The sequence below is a fragment of the Opitutus terrae PB90-1 genome, from assembly GCF_000019965.1.
Classification (GTDB): domain Bacteria; phylum Verrucomicrobiota; class Verrucomicrobiia; order Opitutales; family Opitutaceae; genus Opitutus; species Opitutus terrae.
Genome location: NC_010571.1, coordinates 166556 through 186576, shown reverse-complemented (window position 1 = coordinate 186576; position 20021 = coordinate 166556). Strand labels below are relative to the sequence as shown.

At 65.2% G+C, this 20021-nt stretch carries 16 protein-coding genes; 8 read left to right on the top strand and 8 right to left on the bottom strand.

Annotated features, from left to right (window positions below):
* Window position 1: 1 nt before the first annotated feature.
* Window positions 2–700: a CAP domain-containing protein gene (locus OTER_RS00775; RefSeq protein WP_158305326.1), complete on the bottom strand. Its 699-nt coding sequence runs from the start codon at window positions 698–700 to the stop codon at window positions 2–4.
* Window positions 701–823: 123 nt separating this feature from the next.
* Between OTER_RS00775 and OTER_RS00770 the strand changes: the two genes are divergently transcribed.
* Window positions 824–2329, top strand: a complete 1506-nt coding sequence (locus OTER_RS00770) for a DUF1080 domain-containing protein (protein WP_012372982.1) — start codon at window positions 824–826, stop codon at window positions 2327–2329.
* Window positions 2330–2348: 19 nt separating this feature from the next.
* Here the strand turns inward: OTER_RS00770 and OTER_RS00765 are convergent, their stop codons facing one another.
* From OTER_RS00765 to OTER_RS00755, 3 genes are all read right to left on the bottom strand, one after another.
* Window positions 2349–3260 carry a bile acid:sodium symporter family protein gene (locus tag OTER_RS00765; RefSeq protein ID WP_012372981.1) on the bottom strand — a complete coding sequence of 304 codons (912 nt, stop codon included), beginning with the start codon at window positions 3258–3260 and terminating at the stop codon, window positions 2349–2351.
* Between the two features lie 191 nt (window positions 3261–3451).
* Window positions 3452–3997, bottom strand: coding sequence for a GNAT family N-acetyltransferase (locus OTER_RS00760; RefSeq protein WP_012372980.1), 546 nt, complete (start codon window positions 3995–3997; stop codon window positions 3452–3454).
* A 405-nt stretch (window positions 3998–4402) separates the two neighbouring features.
* Window positions 4403–5644: a pyrophosphate--fructose-6-phosphate 1-phosphotransferase gene (locus OTER_RS00755; protein WP_012372979.1), complete on the bottom strand. Its 1242-nt coding sequence runs from the start codon at window positions 5642–5644 to the stop codon at window positions 4403–4405.
* Window positions 5645–5911: 267 nt separating this feature from the next.
* Between OTER_RS00755 and OTER_RS00750 the strand changes: the two genes are divergently transcribed.
* The 5 genes from OTER_RS00750 (at window position 5912) to OTER_RS00730 (ending at window position 9843) form a co-directional block, all read left to right on the top strand.
* Entirely contained in the window at window positions 5912–6580 is a 669-nt protein-coding gene (locus tag OTER_RS00750; RefSeq protein ID WP_012372978.1) for a tRNA-uridine aminocarboxypropyltransferase, read from the top strand.
* 283 nt (window positions 6581–6863) lie between these two features.
* Complete coding sequence (locus tag OTER_RS00745; RefSeq protein WP_044891450.1) at window positions 6864–7601, top strand: hypothetical protein; 738 nt, start codon at window positions 6864–6866, stop codon at window positions 7599–7601.
* Between the two features lie 556 nt (window positions 7602–8157).
* On the top strand, window positions 8158–8811 hold the full coding sequence (locus OTER_RS00740) for a PRC-barrel domain-containing protein (RefSeq protein WP_158305324.1): 654 nt from the start codon (window positions 8158–8160) through the stop codon (window positions 8809–8811).
* Between the two features lie 177 nt (window positions 8812–8988).
* On the top strand, window positions 8989–9300 hold the full coding sequence (locus OTER_RS00735; protein WP_012372975.1) for a hypothetical protein: 312 nt from the start codon (window positions 8989–8991) through the stop codon (window positions 9298–9300).
* A 201-nt stretch (window positions 9301–9501) separates the two neighbouring features.
* Window positions 9502–9843, top strand: coding sequence for a hypothetical protein (locus OTER_RS00730; RefSeq protein WP_012372974.1), 342 nt, complete (start codon window positions 9502–9504; stop codon window positions 9841–9843).
* A gap of 109 nt (window positions 9844–9952) precedes the next feature.
* Here the strand turns inward: OTER_RS00730 and OTER_RS00725 are convergent, their stop codons facing one another.
* Window positions 9953–10378, bottom strand: a complete 426-nt coding sequence (locus OTER_RS00725) for an OsmC family protein (protein WP_012372973.1) — start codon at window positions 10376–10378, stop codon at window positions 9953–9955.
* 374 nt (window positions 10379–10752) lie between these two features.
* Between OTER_RS00725 and OTER_RS00720 the strand changes: the two genes are divergently transcribed.
* Entirely contained in the window at window positions 10753–13959 is a 3207-nt protein-coding gene (locus tag OTER_RS00720; RefSeq protein WP_012372972.1) for a TonB-dependent receptor, read from the top strand.
* 237 nt (window positions 13960–14196) lie between these two features.
* On the opposite strand, the gene OTER_RS00715 is transcribed toward OTER_RS00720, so the two are convergent.
* Window positions 14197–14664 (bottom strand): SixA phosphatase family protein, encoded by a 468-nt coding sequence (locus tag OTER_RS00715; RefSeq protein ID WP_012372971.1) that lies wholly within the window; start codon window positions 14662–14664, stop codon window positions 14197–14199.
* A gap of 381 nt (window positions 14665–15045) precedes the next feature.
* Here OTER_RS00715 and OTER_RS26550 point away from each other — a divergent pair, with 381 nt between their 5' ends.
* The gene (locus OTER_RS26550) at window positions 15046–16620 is read left to right on the top strand and encodes a methyl-accepting chemotaxis protein (protein WP_012372970.1); all 1575 of its coding nucleotides are present in this window, start codon (window positions 15046–15048) and stop codon (window positions 16618–16620) included.
* Between the two features lie 71 nt (window positions 16621–16691).
* On the opposite strand, the gene OTER_RS00705 is transcribed toward OTER_RS26550, so the two are convergent.
* Window positions 16692–17189 carry a GNAT family N-acetyltransferase gene (locus OTER_RS00705; RefSeq protein WP_012372969.1) on the bottom strand — a complete coding sequence of 166 codons (498 nt, stop codon included), beginning with the start codon at window positions 17187–17189 and terminating at the stop codon, window positions 16692–16694.
* Window positions 17190–17646: 457 nt separating this feature from the next.
* Window positions 17647–19896: a cellulase family glycosylhydrolase gene (locus OTER_RS00695; RefSeq protein WP_012372967.1), complete on the bottom strand. Its 2250-nt coding sequence runs from the start codon at window positions 19894–19896 to the stop codon at window positions 17647–17649.
* Window positions 19897–20021 lie beyond the last annotated feature (125 nt).

The window sequence follows — 20021 nt, the reverse complement described above, 5'->3', positions numbered from 1 at the left end:
GCTAACGGCCCCGGCCCGACGGCGAGGTGTAGAAGACCTGCACGCAGGCAATCATCTCGATCGAGGAAATCCGTTTCATCACCCGGCCGCTGCATCCCAGCGACGCGAACTCGCGTTCGAGAATGTTCGCCCGATGTTCGGGCGAGTCCATCCAGGCCTGCAAGGCGGTCGCGGCGAAGCTGGCATACGTGTGAGGCTGTCCGATCCGGCCGGTGGCGTCGTCGATCGCGACAGACTGGTCGTCCCGGCGTGTGATCCGAATGCCGTGCGCGGAGTCGACGTCGAGCAACGGAAGTGCGGCAACATTCTCGCCGGCGCGGCCGCGCGGCAAGCCGACGCGATCGAGTCGCTCGCTCATCGTAAGCAACGCGGGGAAGAGGTTGATGTGGCTCACGGTTTGGTCGAGCGCGATGGAGTTGGCCTGCAGGTCGGCGGCCTCATCAAGCGGCGCGAGCCACCGAAACGGCCGCAGTCCGTGTTCACGGCGAACGCGATTCGTCTCGTGAAAGAGTGCGGCGGCGAGCAGCGCGTGATTGAGCTGGGCGGGATCAAGCCTCGTCTGCAGTGCCGGCAATCGGACAAATTTTCCGGGCGGCAGCGCTGAAAGCTGGTCTGGCGCTGACGGTGCCGTGCAGCCGGCCAAAAGAAGGGCGGCGACGGGTGCGACGAGAGGGCAGCGGACAATCCACGAGCGGCTCATGACACACATTCAAGGAAAGAACGGCCGGTTGGCCAGTTCGCAGCCGCCGCGTGGCGGAACTTCCCCGGCCTGACCGCGTCAGGCTCGCAACACCCCGCCGCCGAACGGCGCCCGCTTCCCCCGATGAGCACCCTCCTGAATCGTGTCTACTGTGCCGCGGCTGCGGCGCTCGCATTGACCTTGCCCGCCCTCGCCGCCGACTCCGGCTGGGAGTCGCTCTTCGACGGCCGCTCGCTGGCTGGCTGGAGGGCGGCGGAGCATCCGGGCTCGTTCCGGGTGGAAGACGGCGCCATCGTGGCGGACGGGCCGCGGGCGCATCTCTTCTACTTGGGGGGCGACGGCGCAGCTCAGTTCGAGAACTTTGAATTCTCGATCGAGGTGAAGGCGATGCCGCACGCGAATTCCGGCGTGTATTTTCTCGCGCGCTGGGCCGACTCCGGCTGGCCGACGCAGGCGGGATTCGAGGCCCAGGTGAACAACACGCAGCCACCGTTCGAGGTGGGGGCGCCCGGAGCGCAGAATCTTTATCGCGAGAACAAGAAGACCGGCAGCCTTTACGGCGTGCGCAACCTCTACAAGGCGCTCGTTCGCGACGGCGAGTGGTTCACCATGACGATCACGGTGCGCCGGCCGCGCGTGCAGATTCACGTGAACGACGTGCTCACGGCCGACTACATCGAGCCGGCCAATCTCGGCGAGCCCGGCGGACGGCAGGTGAACCGGCTGGCGCCGGGCACATTCGCGCTGCAGTGCCACGACGAGCAGAGCCGGGTTTACTTCCGCAATATCCGCGTGCGACGATTGCCGCCGGGCGTGGACCGCAGCGTGGTGCGGCCGGTCGCGGATGCGGCGGAGGTGCAGCGGCTGGCACTCGGCAAAGACAACTTCCCGCTGCTGGACCTGCACACGCATGTGAAGGGGGGCCTCACGCTGGAGAAAGCGATGGACGTCTCGCGCACCACGGGCATGGGCCTCGGCCTCGCGACGAATGGCGGACGCGGGTTCCCGATTCAGGACGACGCCGCGGCGCAAGCGTTCATCGAGCAGATGAAAGGCGTCCCGGTGTTTCTCGCGCTGCAGGCCGAGGGGCGCGAATGGACGACGATGTTCTCACTGCAGACGTGCGCGCGGTTCGACTACGTGTTCACCGACGCGATGACGTGGACGAACCGTGCGGGGAAGCGGCTGCGACTCTGGATCCCGGAAGAGGCGGACATCGGTCCCGACCCGGAAGCATTCATGGACGAGCTCGTTGCTGCGGCGGTGAGCATCATCAGCACGGAGCCGATCGACATCTACGTCAACCCGACCTTCCTGCCCGAGGCGATCGCGGCGAATTACGACGAGCTGTGGACGGAATCGCGGATGCAGCAGGTCATCGAGGCCGCGGTGAAGCACGGCGTGGCGATCGAGATCAACGCGCGTTACCGGCTGCCGTCGGAGAAATTTCTTCGGCTGGCGAAGGCGGCGGGAGCGAAGTTCACGATCGGCACCAACAATGCGTCGGCTGCGGATTTTGGCGATTGGAGTTATCCGATGGAAATGCAGGGAAAACTGGGGCTGTCCTGGCGCGACATGTGGGTGCCGGGGCATGCGCCTAGCCGGACGCAGCGGATGCTCGGCCGCTGACGAGTGGCGGACCCGCCGCTCAGGGCGACCGCGAGGGGTCGGAAGGCTCCGCTCGGACGCGATGGAGTTGCCAGGAGTTCCAGAGATTGTGCCAGAGCACGTAGAAGGTCGGCCCCAGCGCGACGAGCGGACTGGCGTAGGTGAGCGCGAGATAGATCGTGTAGGAGGTGTTTTTCTGGCCGAGCGTCTGGCTGGCTTCGCGCGGGAATTCCCGTCCGCCGATCAGCCGGCCGAGAGCAAAATTGACCGCGCAGACCAACAGCGAGACCACGATGATTTTCGGCAGCACCGCGGCGGGCAGGTCAGTTTGCTGGCGCAGGAAATGCGACGCGTTGCTGGTGATCAGCAGCAACGCCGTCACCCACATGCCGAACGACACGTTGCGCAGCTTGGCGGGCCACGCCTTGGCTGCGGGATGCACCCGGCGCACCAGCCCGGCGACCAGCAAAGGCACGAACATCAGCCATGCGACGGACGCGAGTACGTGGCCGAACGCTTCCGGCGTGACGCGGCCCAGCACCACGGGCAGCAGCAGCGGCAGCAACGCGGTGATCACCAGGTTCGACAGCATGAATCCCGCGACCACGTAGTCCACGCGACCCCGGAGGAAACTCATCACTACCGGCGCAGCGGTGGCGGTGGGCGTGATGCCGGCGAAGAATGCGGCGAGCGCGACGTCGCGTCCGCCGACGACCCATCCCACACCCCACCCGACGAAGCCCATCACGAGATTCGCGAGGAGCAGCCAGCCATGAGATCGGTGGAGCGCCTCACGCGACAGGCGCGTCTGCAAAAACACCAGGAACAGCATCGCGGCGACGAGCCAGGGAATCGCGCGGCCGAACTCGTGCAGCTGCGGCAGCAGCGCTCCACCGACGATGGCAAGGAGGAGGGCGGCCGTGCGGGCGATGCCAGGACTGAGGAAGGACACAGAGCGATTAAGGGTCGGTCAGTTGCGACAGGTCGAATCAAGAGTTCACGCGAAGACCGTAACGAGTCGACAAATTGCCCACCCGTTGCGGCCGGAGTTTGCGGCCAGCGTGGGCCGCTCGGTGGGCGATCCCAGCCACCGGCCGGCCCATCGCGGCCGACTTTTTTCGAAGACGCGGGAAAAAACCTACGTCAGGCGGCGAGCCGCCGGCACATCGAAATCGAAATCCGTCGGAAGCCTTGGTGCCGGAAGAATCGGTGGGCGGCGGTGTTTCGGCCACCGCTTTCGAGAAAGACGGACGCTTTGCCCGCTGCGCGCAGTTTGGCGAAAATCCAGCGCACCAGCGTGCGGCCGACGCCGCGACCGCGGGTGGTGCGGCGGATCACGATGTCTTCGAGCAGCGCATAGCGTCCGAGGTCCACGACGACGGCCATCCCCGCCAGCTCACCGTTCCGCTCGATGACCGCGATCCGTTTATGTCGATCGCGGAAGGTTTCGCGAAGCTCCTTGGCGATGACCTTGCGCAGTCCCGGGGCCCAGTGGCCGAAGTCGCGCGCGCGGCCACTCCAGAGCTCGGTGTGCGAGATGTAGCAGGTGGAAACGTTTTCAGTGAAAAACTCCGCCAGCGCGGGAATCCGTTTTCGCTCGCTGCGGTCGAGCCAGCGAGGTGCGGGCCGCGGCGCGCGGGGGACGGAACGCTCAGCGGGATGGGAACAGGTAGAATGAGGAGAGCACATGACGTGATCGATTGGGCTGAATCGCCACCGGACGGCTGATCCAGTGCCTCCTCGTTATGCCAGTGCCTCCCGAAATCCCAAGCGCCTAGCTTTCGCATATTTTGTCGCGAAAATAGCAGAAATTAGGTGGCGCGAAATCGGGTGGGGGTGGGAACAGGACTGATTGGACGAATAGGACCGATGGGACCGGTCCGCCTTCGCCCCAACGGAGGGTGGAGGCGGCTTGGTGCGGGCCTACTCGACGAAGCGGGCGAGTGCGTAGATCAGTGCGGTGTCCAGTATAGCGATTGGCGCCGAAAAAACTCCGGCGGCTCGCGCTTTCGGCGCGCGAAACCTGTGACCGCACAAAAAAGCCCTACGCGCGGGCGCAGGGCTGAAGATGAGCGCGAATCCGCGCGGGGTGGTTCAGTGCTTCACTGAAAGCGTTGCACCGAGCGGCTGGCCGATGCTCTTGAGCAGATCGGCGAACCACGGCGTCGTCGGCTTGAACGGCTTGCCGCCCTTGATCCGGGTAAACTCGATCGCGCGCAGCACATTGTTCTGATCCTCGTCGTGACCGATGACGCCGCTCTCGCGCCGGAGCGCGCATTCGACGGCCAGGTCGACGCAGCTCTTGATCAGCATGAGGTCCGCCTGGTTGGCGGCAGCGGCACGCGCGAAATAGCCGCTCTTCTGCACGAGCACTTTTTCGGCGCCCAGCATCTTCGCGAACTGATCGCCGAACCATTTGCCGGGGTTCACCGCATCAAGCTTCACGTGGCCGAACGCGTCGCGCGGCACTTCCTGGCCGCGAGACTGCATCTCGGCGACGATCGTTTCCACGCCGGCGCCTTCGCTGACGAAGATGTTCACGTTATCCAGCCGGTCCATGACGGCCTTCAGGCGCGCGGCCTCGGCGGCGATATCGAACGCCATTTCCGGAATGAAGATGCCGTGCACCGAGAGCGCTTCGCGCGATAGTCCGAGCCCCGGCGCGAATTCTTCGCGCGCGAGCAGCTTCTGGTATTCGGCGGCGGTCGCGGCGGTGAGCCAGCCGCAGTTGCGGCCCATCACTTCGTGGATGATCAGCATCCGCGGATTGGCTCCGTCCTCGGCGACGACGTTGCGGAAATAGCGCGCGCCCTGTTCGGCGGCGGTCCACGCGCCGAGCGACTGGCGAATTGGGAAGACGTCATTGTCGATCGTCTTCGGCAGGCCGATCACCGTGAGGCCGTAGTCATTCTTTGCGAGGAACGCGGCGAGATCAGCTGCGGCGGTGTTGGTGTCGTCGCCGCCGATGGTGTGGAGAATGTCGACACCGTCCTTGACGAGCTGGTCGGCCGCGACCTTCTGCGGATCCTGGCCTTCCTTCACGAGCCCGCGCTTCACGCAATCCTTGACGTTGGTCAGCTTCACGCGGCTGTTGCCGATCGGGCTGCCGCCGTGGCGGTGCAGCACGCCGGCGGCGGCGCGCTCGGCCGGGCCGACCTTGTAGCTGTCGCCGAGCAGCAGGCCCTTGTAGCCGCCCTTGTAGGCGATGATCTCGATGTCGGGTGCGATCTCGGTGTAGCGCTCGATCAGCCCGCCCACGGCGGAGCTGAGGCAGGGCGCAAGGCCGCCGGCCGTGAGCAAGGCGACTTTTTTGGGACGTGCGTTCGGAGTCTTCATAATGCGACAGACTGGAGCGTGGAAAACGACGGCGGTCGAGTCGAGTCGGCTCGGTGTGCAGGGGTTGGCGAAGGCTGCGCGCGCTTTGACGCGGCTTTGCGTGGCAGGGGCATCTTGCCCGTGATGCGGGGGAGGTTGGTGACCTAACGAGACCACCTCGCCGAGGTGGTTGACAAGGCAGCCGGAGCGGAAGCCCCGCGCGATGTTGGCAGTGGGCGCGGCACGGTTGGATTTGACGGGTGGACGCGCTCTCGGCGAGATCCGGGCATGGCCCGGCGAGCTGACTTGAGCGCGACGCGGCGGTGTGACTGCTGTCGTCTACCGCCGCGCTGGTGCGTGTGCGAGGCCCATCGGGTGCTGAAAGGGCCGCTGGCGATCGACGTGTTGATCCACCAGCGCGAACTCTGGCGGCCAAGCAGCACGGGGCAGCTGATCGCGCGCACGTTGGCCGGCGCGAGGCAGCACCTGTGGCTCTACGACAAACCCGTGGCGCGGGAGGAGGTGGCGCGGGCTGAGCGCGAACTCTGGGTGTTGCACCCACACGGCGCGCCGCTGCCGGAGGTCATTCCGCCACTCGACCGGGTGCAGGTGGTGCTGTTGGACGGCGCCTGGCGAGAAGCCACTTTCATGGCGCGCGAGGTCGCGAACTGGGGCCGGATGGTGAGTCTGCCGATGGAGGGGCAGAGCCGCTACTGGTTGCGCGCGCAGCAAACCGGCGCGCGTTTCTCCACCGTCGAAGCGCTGATTTTTCTGCTGCGGGCACTCGGGTTGGTGGAGCTCGCGGAGGCCCTGCGGGTGCAATTTGAACTCCAGGTGTATGCCGGCCTGCGCTCGCGCGGCGCCAAGGAGCTCGCGGCGGCTTTTCTCCGTGAATCTCCCTTGTCGAACGCGGTGCCGGACATGCTTGCGAAGCTTGAGACGCCGCGGCCGCGGTAACTCCGTGGCGAAAGAGCGGCGCGTATGACGCGTGGCGTCCAGCTCTTGGGATTGCTGCAGGGCGGTGGCGTTGCAGACTCACGCCGCGGGGCTAAATGGCTGGTTTAATGCCAACGGACGACGCGTGCGCGACCGCTACGTAAATTTACGCGAAATTGTAGTTTCTCTCGACCGCGGTGAGCGGCGTTCGTCGAGAGGAGCCACCCTCCTGATGAGTTTCCCGTCCGATTTCTCGGCTGGTTTGCCCGAACGCGGAGCCAGCAGGCAGTCTCCGCCGCGCCCTTTGACGGTCCAAGATCAAGGGACCGCGGCCGCGCTTGCGGCCGCGGCGGAGTTGGTGAATCGCGTGGTGGACGACGCGTCATTGGCGGCGCGGTTGCGAACGCAAGGCTACGACGAGGAGGAGTTGCGGGCGGGCGTGACTCTCCACACCGCGGCCGAGGATATTTTCGCCGAATGCCAGCAAGCGCTCGGTGATCTGGATCAGACGCAAGCCGACTACGACGAGACCTGGGTGAATGCGCGCGAGGAATATCTCGAGTTCCGTTGGGCCGTGCGGAGTGACTATCCCGATCCACGGACGCGGAAGCTGCTGCGAGTGGACGGAGTCGTCGCCGATCAGATGCACGAGTTCATCGCCCAGGCGGCGATGTCGTATCGGGCAGCCCAAATCCTACAGTCCTCGACGGCACCGGCCGAAACGGAATTCACTCCGGAGCGGTTGCGGCAGGCGCTGGCAGAGCTGCGACTGCTCGCCCGGCTCGAGATGACGCTGCAGGCGTGTCGCTCCAACGCGGAGCGGCGTCGTGAAGAGCGCGACTTGGCGGTGGCGATGTTGAATCTTTGGATGCGCGACTTCGAGCGTGCGACCCGCGCGGCGCTCGGCGGCATCGCGCACCCGCCGGTGTCGAGCTGGTTGTTTCGGGCGCGACCGCTCGAACTGGGGCACGGGCTGCACCGGCCGCGCACGCATCGTTTTCCGGCGAGGCTGCGCACACGATTTCCGCGTTCGCGTTCCTGAACCCCGAGCGGCCGGCAGCACCGGCGGCCGCTGGAACGAGCCCCGCAACCTAAGCGGCTTCTCCGGCCGCTCCGATGTCGCGAACTGCCGCTGCGTGCCACATCCGCGGCCAGGCGGGCAGAGCGGCAAGCCGGCGCGCCGTGCGGCGTGACTGCCCGTCTCCCAGTGTTAACCGCACCACACCCTCAGCGACGAGCCTGAGGCCGCGAGGGGTCGCCACCCCCATGGCCCGCGCTGCGGGTCGCGATTATGTTCCACGGCGGTGCAGCATCTTGTGCCGCAACCCCGACGTTTCCAGCCGTCCCCTCTGTAAACCTCAACCCCTCGGATCATGAATTCCCAAATTCGGAAACTCGCTATCATTGCCTTCGCCGCGGCCCTGCCGCTCGGACTCGCGGCTCAATCGGGCTCGACCGGCTCGTCCACCTCTAGCACCTCCGGTACGTCCGGTTCCTCGTCTGACACTACCCGCTCGGGCGCTTCTACGAGCGGCTCATCCAGCCGGGATCAGAGCAGCTCGACGCACAGCACTTCGGACTCGAGTAGGGTCTCCAGCATGTCGTCCCCGAGCACCACCAGCTCGTCCGGGATGCACGGTATCGCCAAGGTCGACCAGAACTCGATCAAGCAGCAGCTCACCGCGACTGACCTCATCGGCAAGGACGTCTACGACAACGGTGGCAAGAAGGTCGGAGAAGTGAAGGATCTGGTGCTCGGTTCCGCGGCGGCATCGCATTTGGCGATGGCGTTCGCGAATACCGGCAGCTCGGACGACACGACGAGTAGCAGCCGGTCCACGACAGGCGCCACGAGCGGCAGAAGCTCCGACGGCACCTACGGCAGCAGTTCAACGGGCAGCGCGACGGGCGCGACCGGAGCGAGCGGCACGGGCTCGACGAGCCGGATCGCCGGCACGGATCGGACATCGGGGACCGGTAGCACCTCGAGCACGAGTCGTACGTCCGGCTCGATGGGTTCCACGCTCGGCAGCGATGTGAGCTCGGCCTTCAACTCGATCAGCGGCATGGCGTCGGAGCCGGCAGCGATCGTTTCGTTGGGCGGGTTCATGGGCATGGGCGACAATCTCGTCCGCGTCCCGCTTTCGCAGCTGAACTATGATTCGAGCAAAGAGCGGCTCACCCTCGCGTTGAGTGAGAACGAACTGAGTAGCCTCACTGACCGGAGCAACACCCGGAACGCAGCTGAATAAGAGCAGGAACATCACACGTCCGGCTGCGGCGATGCCGACGTCGCCGCGGCCGTTCGTGCCGCCACGCGCCGGCGTTATTCACGAGGGGCGTAGCAAGCGATCCCTCGCACCGTGAAGGAAATGTAAACTCACCCGGAGCTGCTTCAGAGGTGCGCTCGGCGCACCGATGACCAGCTCGTGAGCACGCTCCAGACGCATCTCCGCTCGCTCGTGCTGGCCGTCGGGCTCGTGGCTGCGACCGCGACCTGCGCGGCAGAGCCGGGAGCGCAGGGGTGGTCGGCGCTGGCCAGGTCCATTTCCCGCGAACAAGCCCGCGCGATCCTCGGCCCGCTCGAGGGCGCACCGCTGATCATCACCCATTCCCGCGATGGCCGGTTTGAGGTGTGGAATTACGATCGCGGCGCCTATCTCCTTTTTGTTGGTGGAGCGCTCGACTATTGGTCGACTCCTCGGTCCGGTCCAGCGTTCACGCCGGACCGGTCCGAGTAGCACGCTCGGTCACGCGAGAACCCGCTGCGGTCGCAGCGGGTTCCTCTTTTCTGGGGTCGCGGAGGGCGGCGCCGGGTGGCGTGCTAACCGGTGAGGCGTGGGGAACGGCGTGGGCCGGCGGCTGACCGTGTGAGGATGCAGACTTTCGACGCCCGCCTGCGACCGTGCTGTTTCTGGGGCGCTGCTTGGTTGCCGCCGGTAATGTTTTTCGGACTGGTGCAGGTGTGGAGTGCGAGCCTCGGAGAGGCGCCCCCGGTGGCGCAGGTGGTGGGGGTGATCGTCCTCGCGCAGGCGATGCCGGTGGCAGCGCTCGCGTGGATGTTGAGCAGCGTCGCCGGCTACAGCGTGGGCGCCGGCCAACTCGTGGTGCATCGGGTCATTTTCGATCGCGCGTATTCGCTGAACGGATTGCGGGGAGTGCCGCAACTCCGCCGTGGCGTCATTACGCTGGTGATTGGGCCACGCGAGCTGCGGCTACGCGTCGCCGATCCGCCAGCGTGTCTGGCCGCATTGCACAGCGCGGCCGGAGCCGGACGATGTTGAAGGCGGCCGGCGCCGCGATCGATGCGTCGCCACGCGAGTCTCTCACTCCAGCGCCGCGGCAGGGTCGTGCGCCCACGCCGCAACCCGCGTGGTCACGAGGCGGTGCGCATCACGCCAGCGACGCGTCCAGGGTGATCTTGGCGGTGAGCAGCCGGGAGATCGGGCAATTGGCTTTTGCCTGCTCGGCAATCTCGGAAAACTTTTTCGCGTCCACGCCCGGTACCTGGGCTTTCAGCACGAGGTGCGATGTGGTGACCGTCCAGCCATTGGGCGGAACGTTTTCGAGATTCACCTCGGCGCGCGCCTCCAGCCGTTCCGGCGCGAGGCCGGCTTTCCCGAGTTCAACGGAGAGAGCCATCGCGAAGCAACCGGCATGGGCCGCGGCAATGAGCTCCTCGGGATTCGTTCCCGTGCCCGATTCGAAGCGCGAACTGAAGGAGTAGGGCGTGGATTTCAAGGCGCCACCCGGAGTGGTGAGTGCGCCGTGGCCTGTCTTGAGCGAGCCGTTCCAAACGGCGGTGGCAGTGCGTTTCATCGCGGGATTCTGGACGCAGCGCGATGATTCCGCAACTGCCCGCGCGTGCGCGGGCGTGGCCGATCACGTTGAACGGGTACGGCGGCAATCATGACGAAAACTGACCAAGGTCACTCCGGGACGTAATAGTCCTGTGACGTTCCGATGACGCCGACCTCCGGGCTTGACTGGGCGGCGTGGCGAACTGCTACTCGCGTTGTGTCGGTACGCGGTTTCCGCGTTCCGAGCCGACTGAACGCCAACACAACACACTCTGGAACACACCACCTGTCGACGGTGCGACTCCGCAGCGCCTGCGGAAGCGAAGCCGGCGGCACTGCTGTTTCCGAAAAACGGACTTCAGGACGCGTTTGAAATAGCTACAAACTACTACCATGCAAAAACTGCTAAAGTTAGTCGCCTTCGCTGGGGCGCTTATTGGGTTGCTGAGCCACCCAGCCGCATTCGCGCAAGTCATCACGACTTCGTCGCTCTCTGGAACGGTGGTGAATGAGAGTGGGAACGCGGTCCCCGGTGCTTCCGTCGTCATCGTGCACCAGCCGACGGGCGTGATCACGAACGCCACCACTCGTGCCGATGGCAATTTTGCCATACGCGGGTTGCGTCCCGGCGGTCCGTACAGCGTGACTGTGACGGCCGAGGCCTTCGCGGCGAATGAGACGACCGACATCTACCTCGATATCGATCGCGGTGCGAACCTGGCGATCCGCCTGAAGCCGGAAGAAGCGATCAAGCTGGAGAAATACACGGTGACGGCCAGCGCGATCGAGCAGCTATTCGACCCGACGCAGACGGGTTCGGGCACCTACGCGACGAGCCGCGAACTCGACGATCTGCCCTCCGGCGACCGCTCGATCAACTCGCTGGCGCGGCTCGATCCGCGGATCACGTACAACCGCGACCCCTATGACCGCGCGATCTCGGTCAACGGCATGAGCAACCGGTACAACCTGATCCAGGTGGACGGCGTCAACGCGTCCGATCCCTTCGGTCTCAATGCGAACAATACGGCGGCGGAACGCAACGTCGTCCCGATGGATTCCCTGGAAGCGCTGGCCATCAGCACGTCGCCGTACAATGCGCGTAACGCGGGTTTCGTCGGCGCGCGCATCAACGCCATCACCAAGAGCGGCACCAACGAGTTCCACGGCGCCCTGACGTACTCGTTCCGCGGCAATTCCGTGCCGCTGCCGATCGCGAACAACGACCTGCAGCTGGTGGGTGACGAACTCGACGGCCGCACCTATAATCTCGCCCGCTTCGAGGAGCAGACCTGGGGCGCGACGCTGGGCGGCCCGATCATCAAGAACCGGCTGTTCTTCTATCTGGCCTACGAGAAGGTTGATGAAGACCGCGTGGCACCGACGCCGACGACGCGGCTCGATTCCGGCACCGTCGCGCAGATCGTCGCGAAAGCCCAGGAGCTCGGATTCGAGCCCGGCAGCGCCGAACCGCCGGCGGCCAACAAGCTCACCGACGAAAACCTGCTGGCCAAGATCGACTGGCAGATCAACGCCAACCACCGCGCGACCTTCCGCTACAACACGGTGGAGTCTAGCCGGCCGAGCTTCCCGCTGTTCGGTTCGGGCGCCTCGCAGAACAATTTCTCGTTCGATTCCGACTGGTACAAACAGAAGACCGAGAACACCTCGTACATTGGCCAGTTGATCAGCCGCTGGTCCGACCGGCTCAACACGGAATTCTCCGCCTCGCGCAGCGAGTACCACTCCGAGCCGGTGAGCAACACGCGGCAGCCGTATGTCGAGATCCGCAACATCCCGGTGGCGGGTTCGTCCAACACCGCCTACGTAGCCTTCGGCACGGAATACAGCCGGCATTTCAACGTGCTCGACGTCGAATCCGACACCACGGAGTTGTTCGCGACCTACGAGCTTAGTGACGCGCACACGCTTCAGGCCGGCCTGCAGTACGACAACAACAAGGTCTTCAACGCCTATGTGCAGTACTCGCTCGGCTACTACCGCTACAATTCGCTCAACGACTTCCTGACCAACGCGGCGGCGGGCGGCGCGAGCGGCCAGTATCAATACAATTTCATCGATCCGGACGTGGAGGCGGCCGCCCGCTTCGATGAAGGCAACGCCGGATTGTTCATCAACGACAATTGGCGGGTGACCGACACGCTGTCCGTGGACGTCGGCGCGCGCATCGACGTGCCACTGCTGCCGGAGGACGTGCCGTTGAACCAGAGTTTCCAGAGCACGTTCGGGGTGCGGAACAACTACACCTATGACGGTGACTCGATCGTGCAGCCGCGCGTCGGATTCAACTGGCAGCCGCGCTTCGATTCCAAGCGCACCATCATCCGCGGTGGCGTCGGTCTCTTCTACGGCCGGATGCCCCGCGTCTGGCTGTCGAACAGCTATTCCAACACCGGTTTCAACTACGTGAGCTACCAGTCGAATACGCTGCCGCCGATCTCGGCCAATCCGGACAACCAGCCGACGTCGGGCACCTCGCCGGCCCAGCAGGTCGCTTTCCTTGATCCCGGCTTCAAGCTTCCGTCGCGCTGGAAGGCCAACTTGGCCATCGAACGGGAACTCGGCTTCTGGAACCTGAAGGCATCGGCCGAGATCGAGGCCACCAAGGTCAAGAACGACGTGTTCTACAGCAACATCAACCTGCAGCCCACCGGCACGGGTCCGGATGGCCGCGAGCTCTACTGGGCGTCCTATGCCGCCACCTCGCGCAACACCCAGCTCAAGAGCACCGCGTTTACCAACAAGATCATCCGGCTGGGCAACACGGATGAGGGCGCGACCCGCGCGATCACCTTCTCGCTCGAGCGGCCGCAGACCCGCGACGGCTGGTATTGGAAGGCCTCCTACGTCAATACCGACGCGGAGGAGGTGCTGTTCGGCACGTCCTCGGTGGCAGCTTCGAACTGGAACAATCGCTCGGTCTTCAACGCCAACGCGCCGGAAAAGCACACCAGCGAACTGGAGGTAAAGCACCGCATCCTGTTCAACATCTCGAAAGAGTTCGAGTTCGTGCACGGCTACCCGACGACCGTGTCGACGATCTACGAGGGCCGCAGCGGCTATCCCTTCAGCTTCACCTACAGCGGCGACGCCAACGGCGATGCCGTCAGCGGCAACGACCTGCTGTACGTGCCGACGCGCGGCGACACGAGCGCAGTGCGCTTCGCCACCCCCGCCGACCAGGAAAACTTCTACAAGATCGTCGACCGCTTCGGTCTGACCGAAGGCCGAGCGGTGGCGGCGGACGCGCAGCGCTATCCCTGGGTGAATACCTTCGATTTCAGCATCAAGCAGCAGGTCAAGCTGCCGGGCTGGAAGCACCGGCTGGTGCTCGGGCTCGACATCCTGAACCTCGGCAACCTGCTGAACGACAAGTGGGGCCTGATTCGCGGCAGCAATCAATTCTTCGTCAAGCGGGAGAACGTAGCCACGGTTGTTTACGACGGTGTGGCCAAGCAGTACGTCTACAGCCGCGTCAGCACCGATTTGGCGAACAACAAGTTCAATCCCTCGCTGGGCCGCGGCGAACCGGCGGCGTCGCGCTGGTCGGTTCTCTTGACCGCCCGCTACGAGTTCTGATCGGGTTTCCAGCCTGAATCACGAGGCGGCCGCGACAACGCGGCCGCCTTTTTTTTCTTTTTCTCAAGAGCCGCCCGCGCCCGCGTCGGCTTAATTTTCGTACCCGGAAATTTCATGAACAGGAGGGATGCTCAGTCCGAAATTTCCGTCCGCCTGGGCGGAGCGACCTTGTCGCGGCTAGCCCCGACAGAGCCGGCCCGGGGGGCGGATATTCACGATTTTCGTGAAATATCCGGGCTAACCGAGCAGTTCGGGCGAAAGCTGCCACCGCACCCGCCATACGCCTTCGTTCCGCTCCAGTGCGATCATGCCGGATTTCTTCAGCACGAACCGCGAAGGTCGCGCCTCGCCGGCGACGAGCAGGGATGCCAGCAGCCCGAGATGGGGTTCGTGACCCACCAGCAGCAGCGGCGCGCGGCGATGGCGCAGATGCGCCGCGACGAGGCCCGGATCATCGTCTCCTCGCAGGCCGTCGATCTCCACCACCGTGGCTTGCATTCCGAGCTCCTTGACCAGCAACTCGGCGGTTTCCTCGGCTCGCGCCAGTCCGCTGTGCCATACATCCGCCGCCGTCTGCAGCGCGTGGGTGCGCTTCAGAAATGCCGCCAATGCGCGCACCTGCTCGCGACCGCGCGGACTCAATGGCCGCGCGCCATTTTCGTGTGCCTCCAGCGCGTGGGCGTGTCGGACGAGGAAAAGGTGCATCCGCGAAATCCGTTATGGGTTAACCCCGGCCATGCCGAGCGGATAACGAGACACCAGTGACGGGTTTCATGCTGGCAGTGAGACAGCTCTTGTCGCGGGTTCAAACGTGTTGAATCGTTCTTGGCGGGGGGAGAGGGGTAGGAGACTCTGCGGTTCGACCGCGCTCGCTATTTGACGCGGATCAATCTCACGGCCGATTGATGAGCGCCGGTGCAGAGGAGGAACACACGCAAATGCGTGGAATTCCGGCATTACTTCAACGCCTAGGGGAGATCACCCAGCCGAATACCGCAGTTCGGTGACTTCTAACGCCTCAAGGCATGCAGGGGTGCGCCGATCACGACGAGACCACCCCCCCATGTTTGTTGTGCACGACGATCGATGAACCTACGGACCAAACTCGTTTTCAGCTTCGGCATCGTCGCGGCCATCCCGCTGGTGGGTGGAGCCATCGGGCTCTTCGCGCACCGCGACGCGACTCGGTCCGCCGAGGCGTTGCTGGCGGCCGGGCAGTCGGCGCGGAGTCTGGCCGACCTCGGGAGCAACGCACAGGTGGCCTTCAAGGTGCAGGTGCAGGAATGGAAAGACGTGCTGCTGCGCGGGCATGACACGGCGGCGTTCGAAAAACATTTCAGCGGATTTCAGCGCAGCGAGCAGGCTACTCAAAACGCGCTGGCGGAACTCTCGGCCCGCGCGAGTGAGCTCCAGCTGGATCGCGGCCGGTTCGAATCTGCGCGCCGTGCGCATGCGGAACTCGGCGCCAGCTACCGCACGGCGTTGCAGGCTTTCGATCGGAGCGAGCCGGCCTCCGCGCGGAAAGTGGACGCGGCGGTGAGCGGCGCCGACCGCCGGTTCGCGGAGGAACTGGAGGCGCTGACGGCGACGGTGATCGGGCAAAGCGATGAAATCACCCAGCGCGAAATCCAGCGACTCGAGCGGCGCGGCCGGGTGCTGAATCTGCTGATGTCGGTTGGCACCATCGTCGGCGTCGCGCTCGGCGGCGCGTTCGGCTGGCTGACGAGTCTCGCTGTGACCCGGCACGTTCGCGGGGTCGCGCAACGCATGTGGGATGGCACGCTGGAAATCGCCGCCGCGGCGGAGCAGGTGGCCACCTCAAGTCAAAGCGCGGCGAAATCTTCAAGCGAACAGGCGGCCGCCGCGGAAGAGAGCGCGGCCGTGCTCACCGAAGTGAATGCGGCGGTGAAGCAGAACGCCAAGCATGCGGCCACGGCGCGCGAAATTTCCAGTGCGAGTCGGAAGTCCGCGGACACCAGTGCCGGTGAGGCGGCCGAAATGCAGGCTGCGATGCAGGAAATCGGAACGGCCAGCGGGAACATCGCGAAGATCGTCAAATCGATCGACCAGATTGCCTTTCAAACGAACATCCTCGCGCTCAACGCGGCCGTCGAAGCGGCGCGCGCGGGCGAGGCCGGCGCGGGATTCGCCGTGGTGGCTGAAGAAGTCCGCAGCCTCGCGCAACGTTCGGCGCAGGCGGCCCGCGAAACGGCGCAGCTGATCGAAGATGCGACGGCCAAGAGCGCGCGGGGTGGCGAGATCGCGAATCGCGTGGCCTGCTCGTTGCACGAACTGATCGGGAATACGCGGCGCACGGATGAGTTGATCGCGCAGATTGCCGCCGGGTCGGACGAGCAGGCGACGGGGCTGGGCCAGGCCGTCGCGTCCACGTCCCGGATCGATCGGCTGACGCAGGACAACGCCGCGACGGCGGAGCAAACGGCATCGGCCGCAGAGGCGTTGGACGAGCAGATGCGCCGGCTGCGGACGGAGTTGTCGTTGCTGCTGGGCGAAGGTGTGCACACCTCCGCGGCGGAGGCGCAACCGTCCTCCCATCCATCGGCCGAGTTCGCATCCCGGCAATCACCGTCGCATCGACCTCAGGAAGAGTTAGCCAGCGCGTCGGCGCGAAACGGCGACGGCTGGAGCGGACGCTCCTAAAGCGGTTAGGCAACGACGCGGCCACTGTAGCCCGGCCGGCGGCCGCTCTGCGCCGACCTTTTGAAAGCACGTTAGCCGTCGCGCCGCTCCGCGGAACTCCGCGATGCCACTGCGCCGGCGTCCACGGGCACGACGAAGCTGTGGCCGTGTTTCTCGAATCCGAGTGATTCGTAGAACTGGTGCGCAGCGGTGCGCTTCAGATTGCTGGAGAGCGCCAGCTTGTAGCAGCCTGCCTCGCGACATCGTTCGAGCGCGAACCGCATCATCTGCTTTCCGATCCCTTGATACTGATGCGCACTGGACACGACCACGTCTTCGACGAGTCCCGAGCGCGCGCCCGCGTGGGCCAGGTTGTCGATGATCAGCAGCGTGAACGTGCCCACAATGTCCTGCCCGATCGACGCGACGAAGAGGTGGTAGTTGGGGTAACTCTGAAAACGCCGGTAGATTTCGCGCGCCTCCCCAACCGGCCGCAGCGCGGGGCCGTCGATTTCGGGATGGCCGTAGAGCGCGAGCACCGCTGGCAAATCGGACTCGCTGGCTTCGCGGATCGTGAGGGTGGGCGACATGGTGGCTGACACGCAACTCCTACACCGAAGCTGCGTACCGGGGCAGCACAAACCGCAGCACGCGTGCCGCGCTACCTCGCGCGTTCCAAGGCGGGACGCTTGATCAGTATCTTGTAGTCGACGGACTCATCAGGGTGGGCGATGCGCAGCTTGTAGTCCGGCCCGCGGGGCGGAGGAATCACTGGCATCTGCGACGTGAGCCGCGGCGCGCGGTTCGTCGTCGAATTCCAGCGCGGGACCGGGCGGACATCTGGAAGCACCGCGGGCAATCGCTCCCGTGCGCTGTCGAGCAGTGATAAGGCGGGAGCATCGATCCTCGTTTCAGAAAACGGCGCCGGGCTGGGCGCCGCGAAGGCGGAGCAGAGCGTGCAGCAGGCGCACAGGAGCAAAGGCTTCATTCATCTACCACAACGGGCTGGGGACGGGTTTATTAGGTTGCCGCGCGAGTTAGCGCTTCTCAGCGCAGCGGCGTGATGACCACCGCCAGATCGTCGTCGAAATCAGGAATCGGGACGGCGAGCCGCCCGTCTGCCGTCGTCGCTTCCGTGACACCCTTGCTTGCGGCGGTCTCGGGACTGAACCATTCGGCGCGGAAGCGCCCGGCCGGCCAGTCGTGGAGCGTCAGCGTCTCACCCTGCAGCAACGGAGCTTGATAGCGGTGCTGGCCGGCGGGGAAGGTGACCCACGGCGAGTTGAGATAAACGACTGCCGTCGCGTCCTGCCGCAGGCCCACCGCTTCGATGCCGTGTTTCCAGCCGCCGGAGAACCCGCTCGGCCGCACGCCTTCGAGCCGAGCCGACTCGAGGTTGAGCCAGTCGCTGCCGGCGTTTGCGATCTCGACTTGATGCCGGCCGGCGGGCACCGGGAGTGTGAACTCGCGATCGATTTTGCGACTCTGGCCGGGCGGCAGCGGCGATGGGTCGCCGAGTTTTTCACGGAGTTTCTCTTCGCCATCGATGCTGACCACGAGCTCGGCTTCGCTTGCCACGGAGTCGACGCGCAGGACCAACCGGGCGTTCTCGCCGAACCAGGCGAGAACGCGGAGCGGACGCTGCTCGGCAGGCTGGCGCTGGCCGCGGAGGAAAGTCGAAAGAAACTCGGAGCTGCGCTCGGCGGCGAGCGGATCAGCAATGGCCGCCTCGCCTGAAAGAAGAGTCCGCCGAAACGTGTTCAGCGCGAGCGGCGCATTGAATGTCGCGCGGTCAGGGGTCGGTTCACCGAGTGCGAACGGTGGCACGCCCGCAGTCGCGATGGCGAGCGGCCGCCAGCGACCTTGGTCCCAGCCGGCATGCGCGAGAATCTGGTGAAGCGCTGCGTAGAGCGAGTAGACGCGGTCGGCGTGCACGTCTTCCCACCACCACGTCATGGCGGTGCCGACGGAGCCGCCGAGCGCGCCGCCCCAGAGGCCTTGGCGAAATCCGCGTAGGTGCGGGTCCATCGGTCGCGCCCAGTTGGCACCGCTCACGCCAAATTCGCCGATCATGACCGGTTTTCCGTAGCGGTGGTGAAAATCCTCCGCGAGCACGGCGGCTTTGCGGGCGGGCGCCGGATCCCAGTAGGAGTGATACATGGAAAACTCCATCTCCGGCAGCTGCCACATCTCCGGGCGATCACTGCCCCCGGTCAGGCTCGTGGTGATCAAGTGCTGGTATGGATCGTGCGCGCGGAGCCAGCGGGCCATGTCGCGATGCCACGCGACCACGTCAGCGTGCACGAGGTCGCTGCGGGGGATGTAGGCATTGTCGATCTCATTGAAAAACTGCCAGGCGAGCAGGCGCGGGCTGCCGCCGTAGCGGGCGATCAGATAACGCAGCCGCTTCTGATAGAGCGCCCGTGCCTGCGGATCGGTGAAAAATGCGTTCGGGCTGACACACGGTCCGCCGTTTTCGTGCGCGTAGGGATTGGCCAGGATCCAAAAATTGTTTGAACCGCCCCACGCCGGGTCGTTCGCCATATACATCCCGTGATGATCGAAACAGAGCAGCAGGTAGAGTCCGCGGGTTTCGGCGAGGGCGAAGATCTGGTCGAGCTGCCAGGCTGCATCGAGCGGGTAGTGATTCAGTGTGCCCTTGTTGTGCTCGAGGCCCGCCCACCAGGGAGCCATCCAGAGTCGGGCGAAGTTCTGGCCCGACCGCTGCATGGCATCGAACCAATCCTCGTAGTTGGTGAGCCCGCGCGCTCCCGGCCAGCAGACGTTCTCGCCGACCAACCGCACCGATCGGCCATCGGTCGTGGCGAAAGTGCGTTGGTCGGCAGCGATCCGGACCCACCCATGCGGCGAGTTCGTCGCAGCCGGTACGACATTGAAGCGGAATTCCGCCAGCTGCGACGCGGCGCCGGCGGTTTCCACGTGGAGCGTGACGCGATGCTCGCCGGCTTCCGTCGGCGTGTAGCGCAGCCGCCATTCAGGCGTGCCCTGTGGCGTCAGGACCTCGGCCTCGTTCTGCAGCTTGCGAGTGTAGTCCTGATACCAGAAGGCTGCGACAGAACGTGTCTCGCCGGAAGGCCCGGTGAAGATGGCGTCGAGTCGGATCTGGTCAGGGTCGAAGTTGTTTTCGGCGACAGGCGCCCCAGCGATCCGGAATTCGGCTCCTTCCCAGGCATGCGCAGCGCCGAGCGGGATGATCTGCGTCGCGGCGTGGAGCGGCGCAGTCCAGGCAAAGACGCCGGCAGCGACCGTGCAAACGAGATGGCGGAAGAGGCTCATGGGGTGCGAAACGATGACCCATGCCTGACGTTCTCGCGAAAGGAAAGTTCGGCGCAGCCGCCGTGATGTAGGGCGAGGTTTCCTGACCCAGCCGGTTCGGTGGGCGACGCGGTCTGGTAGGCGGC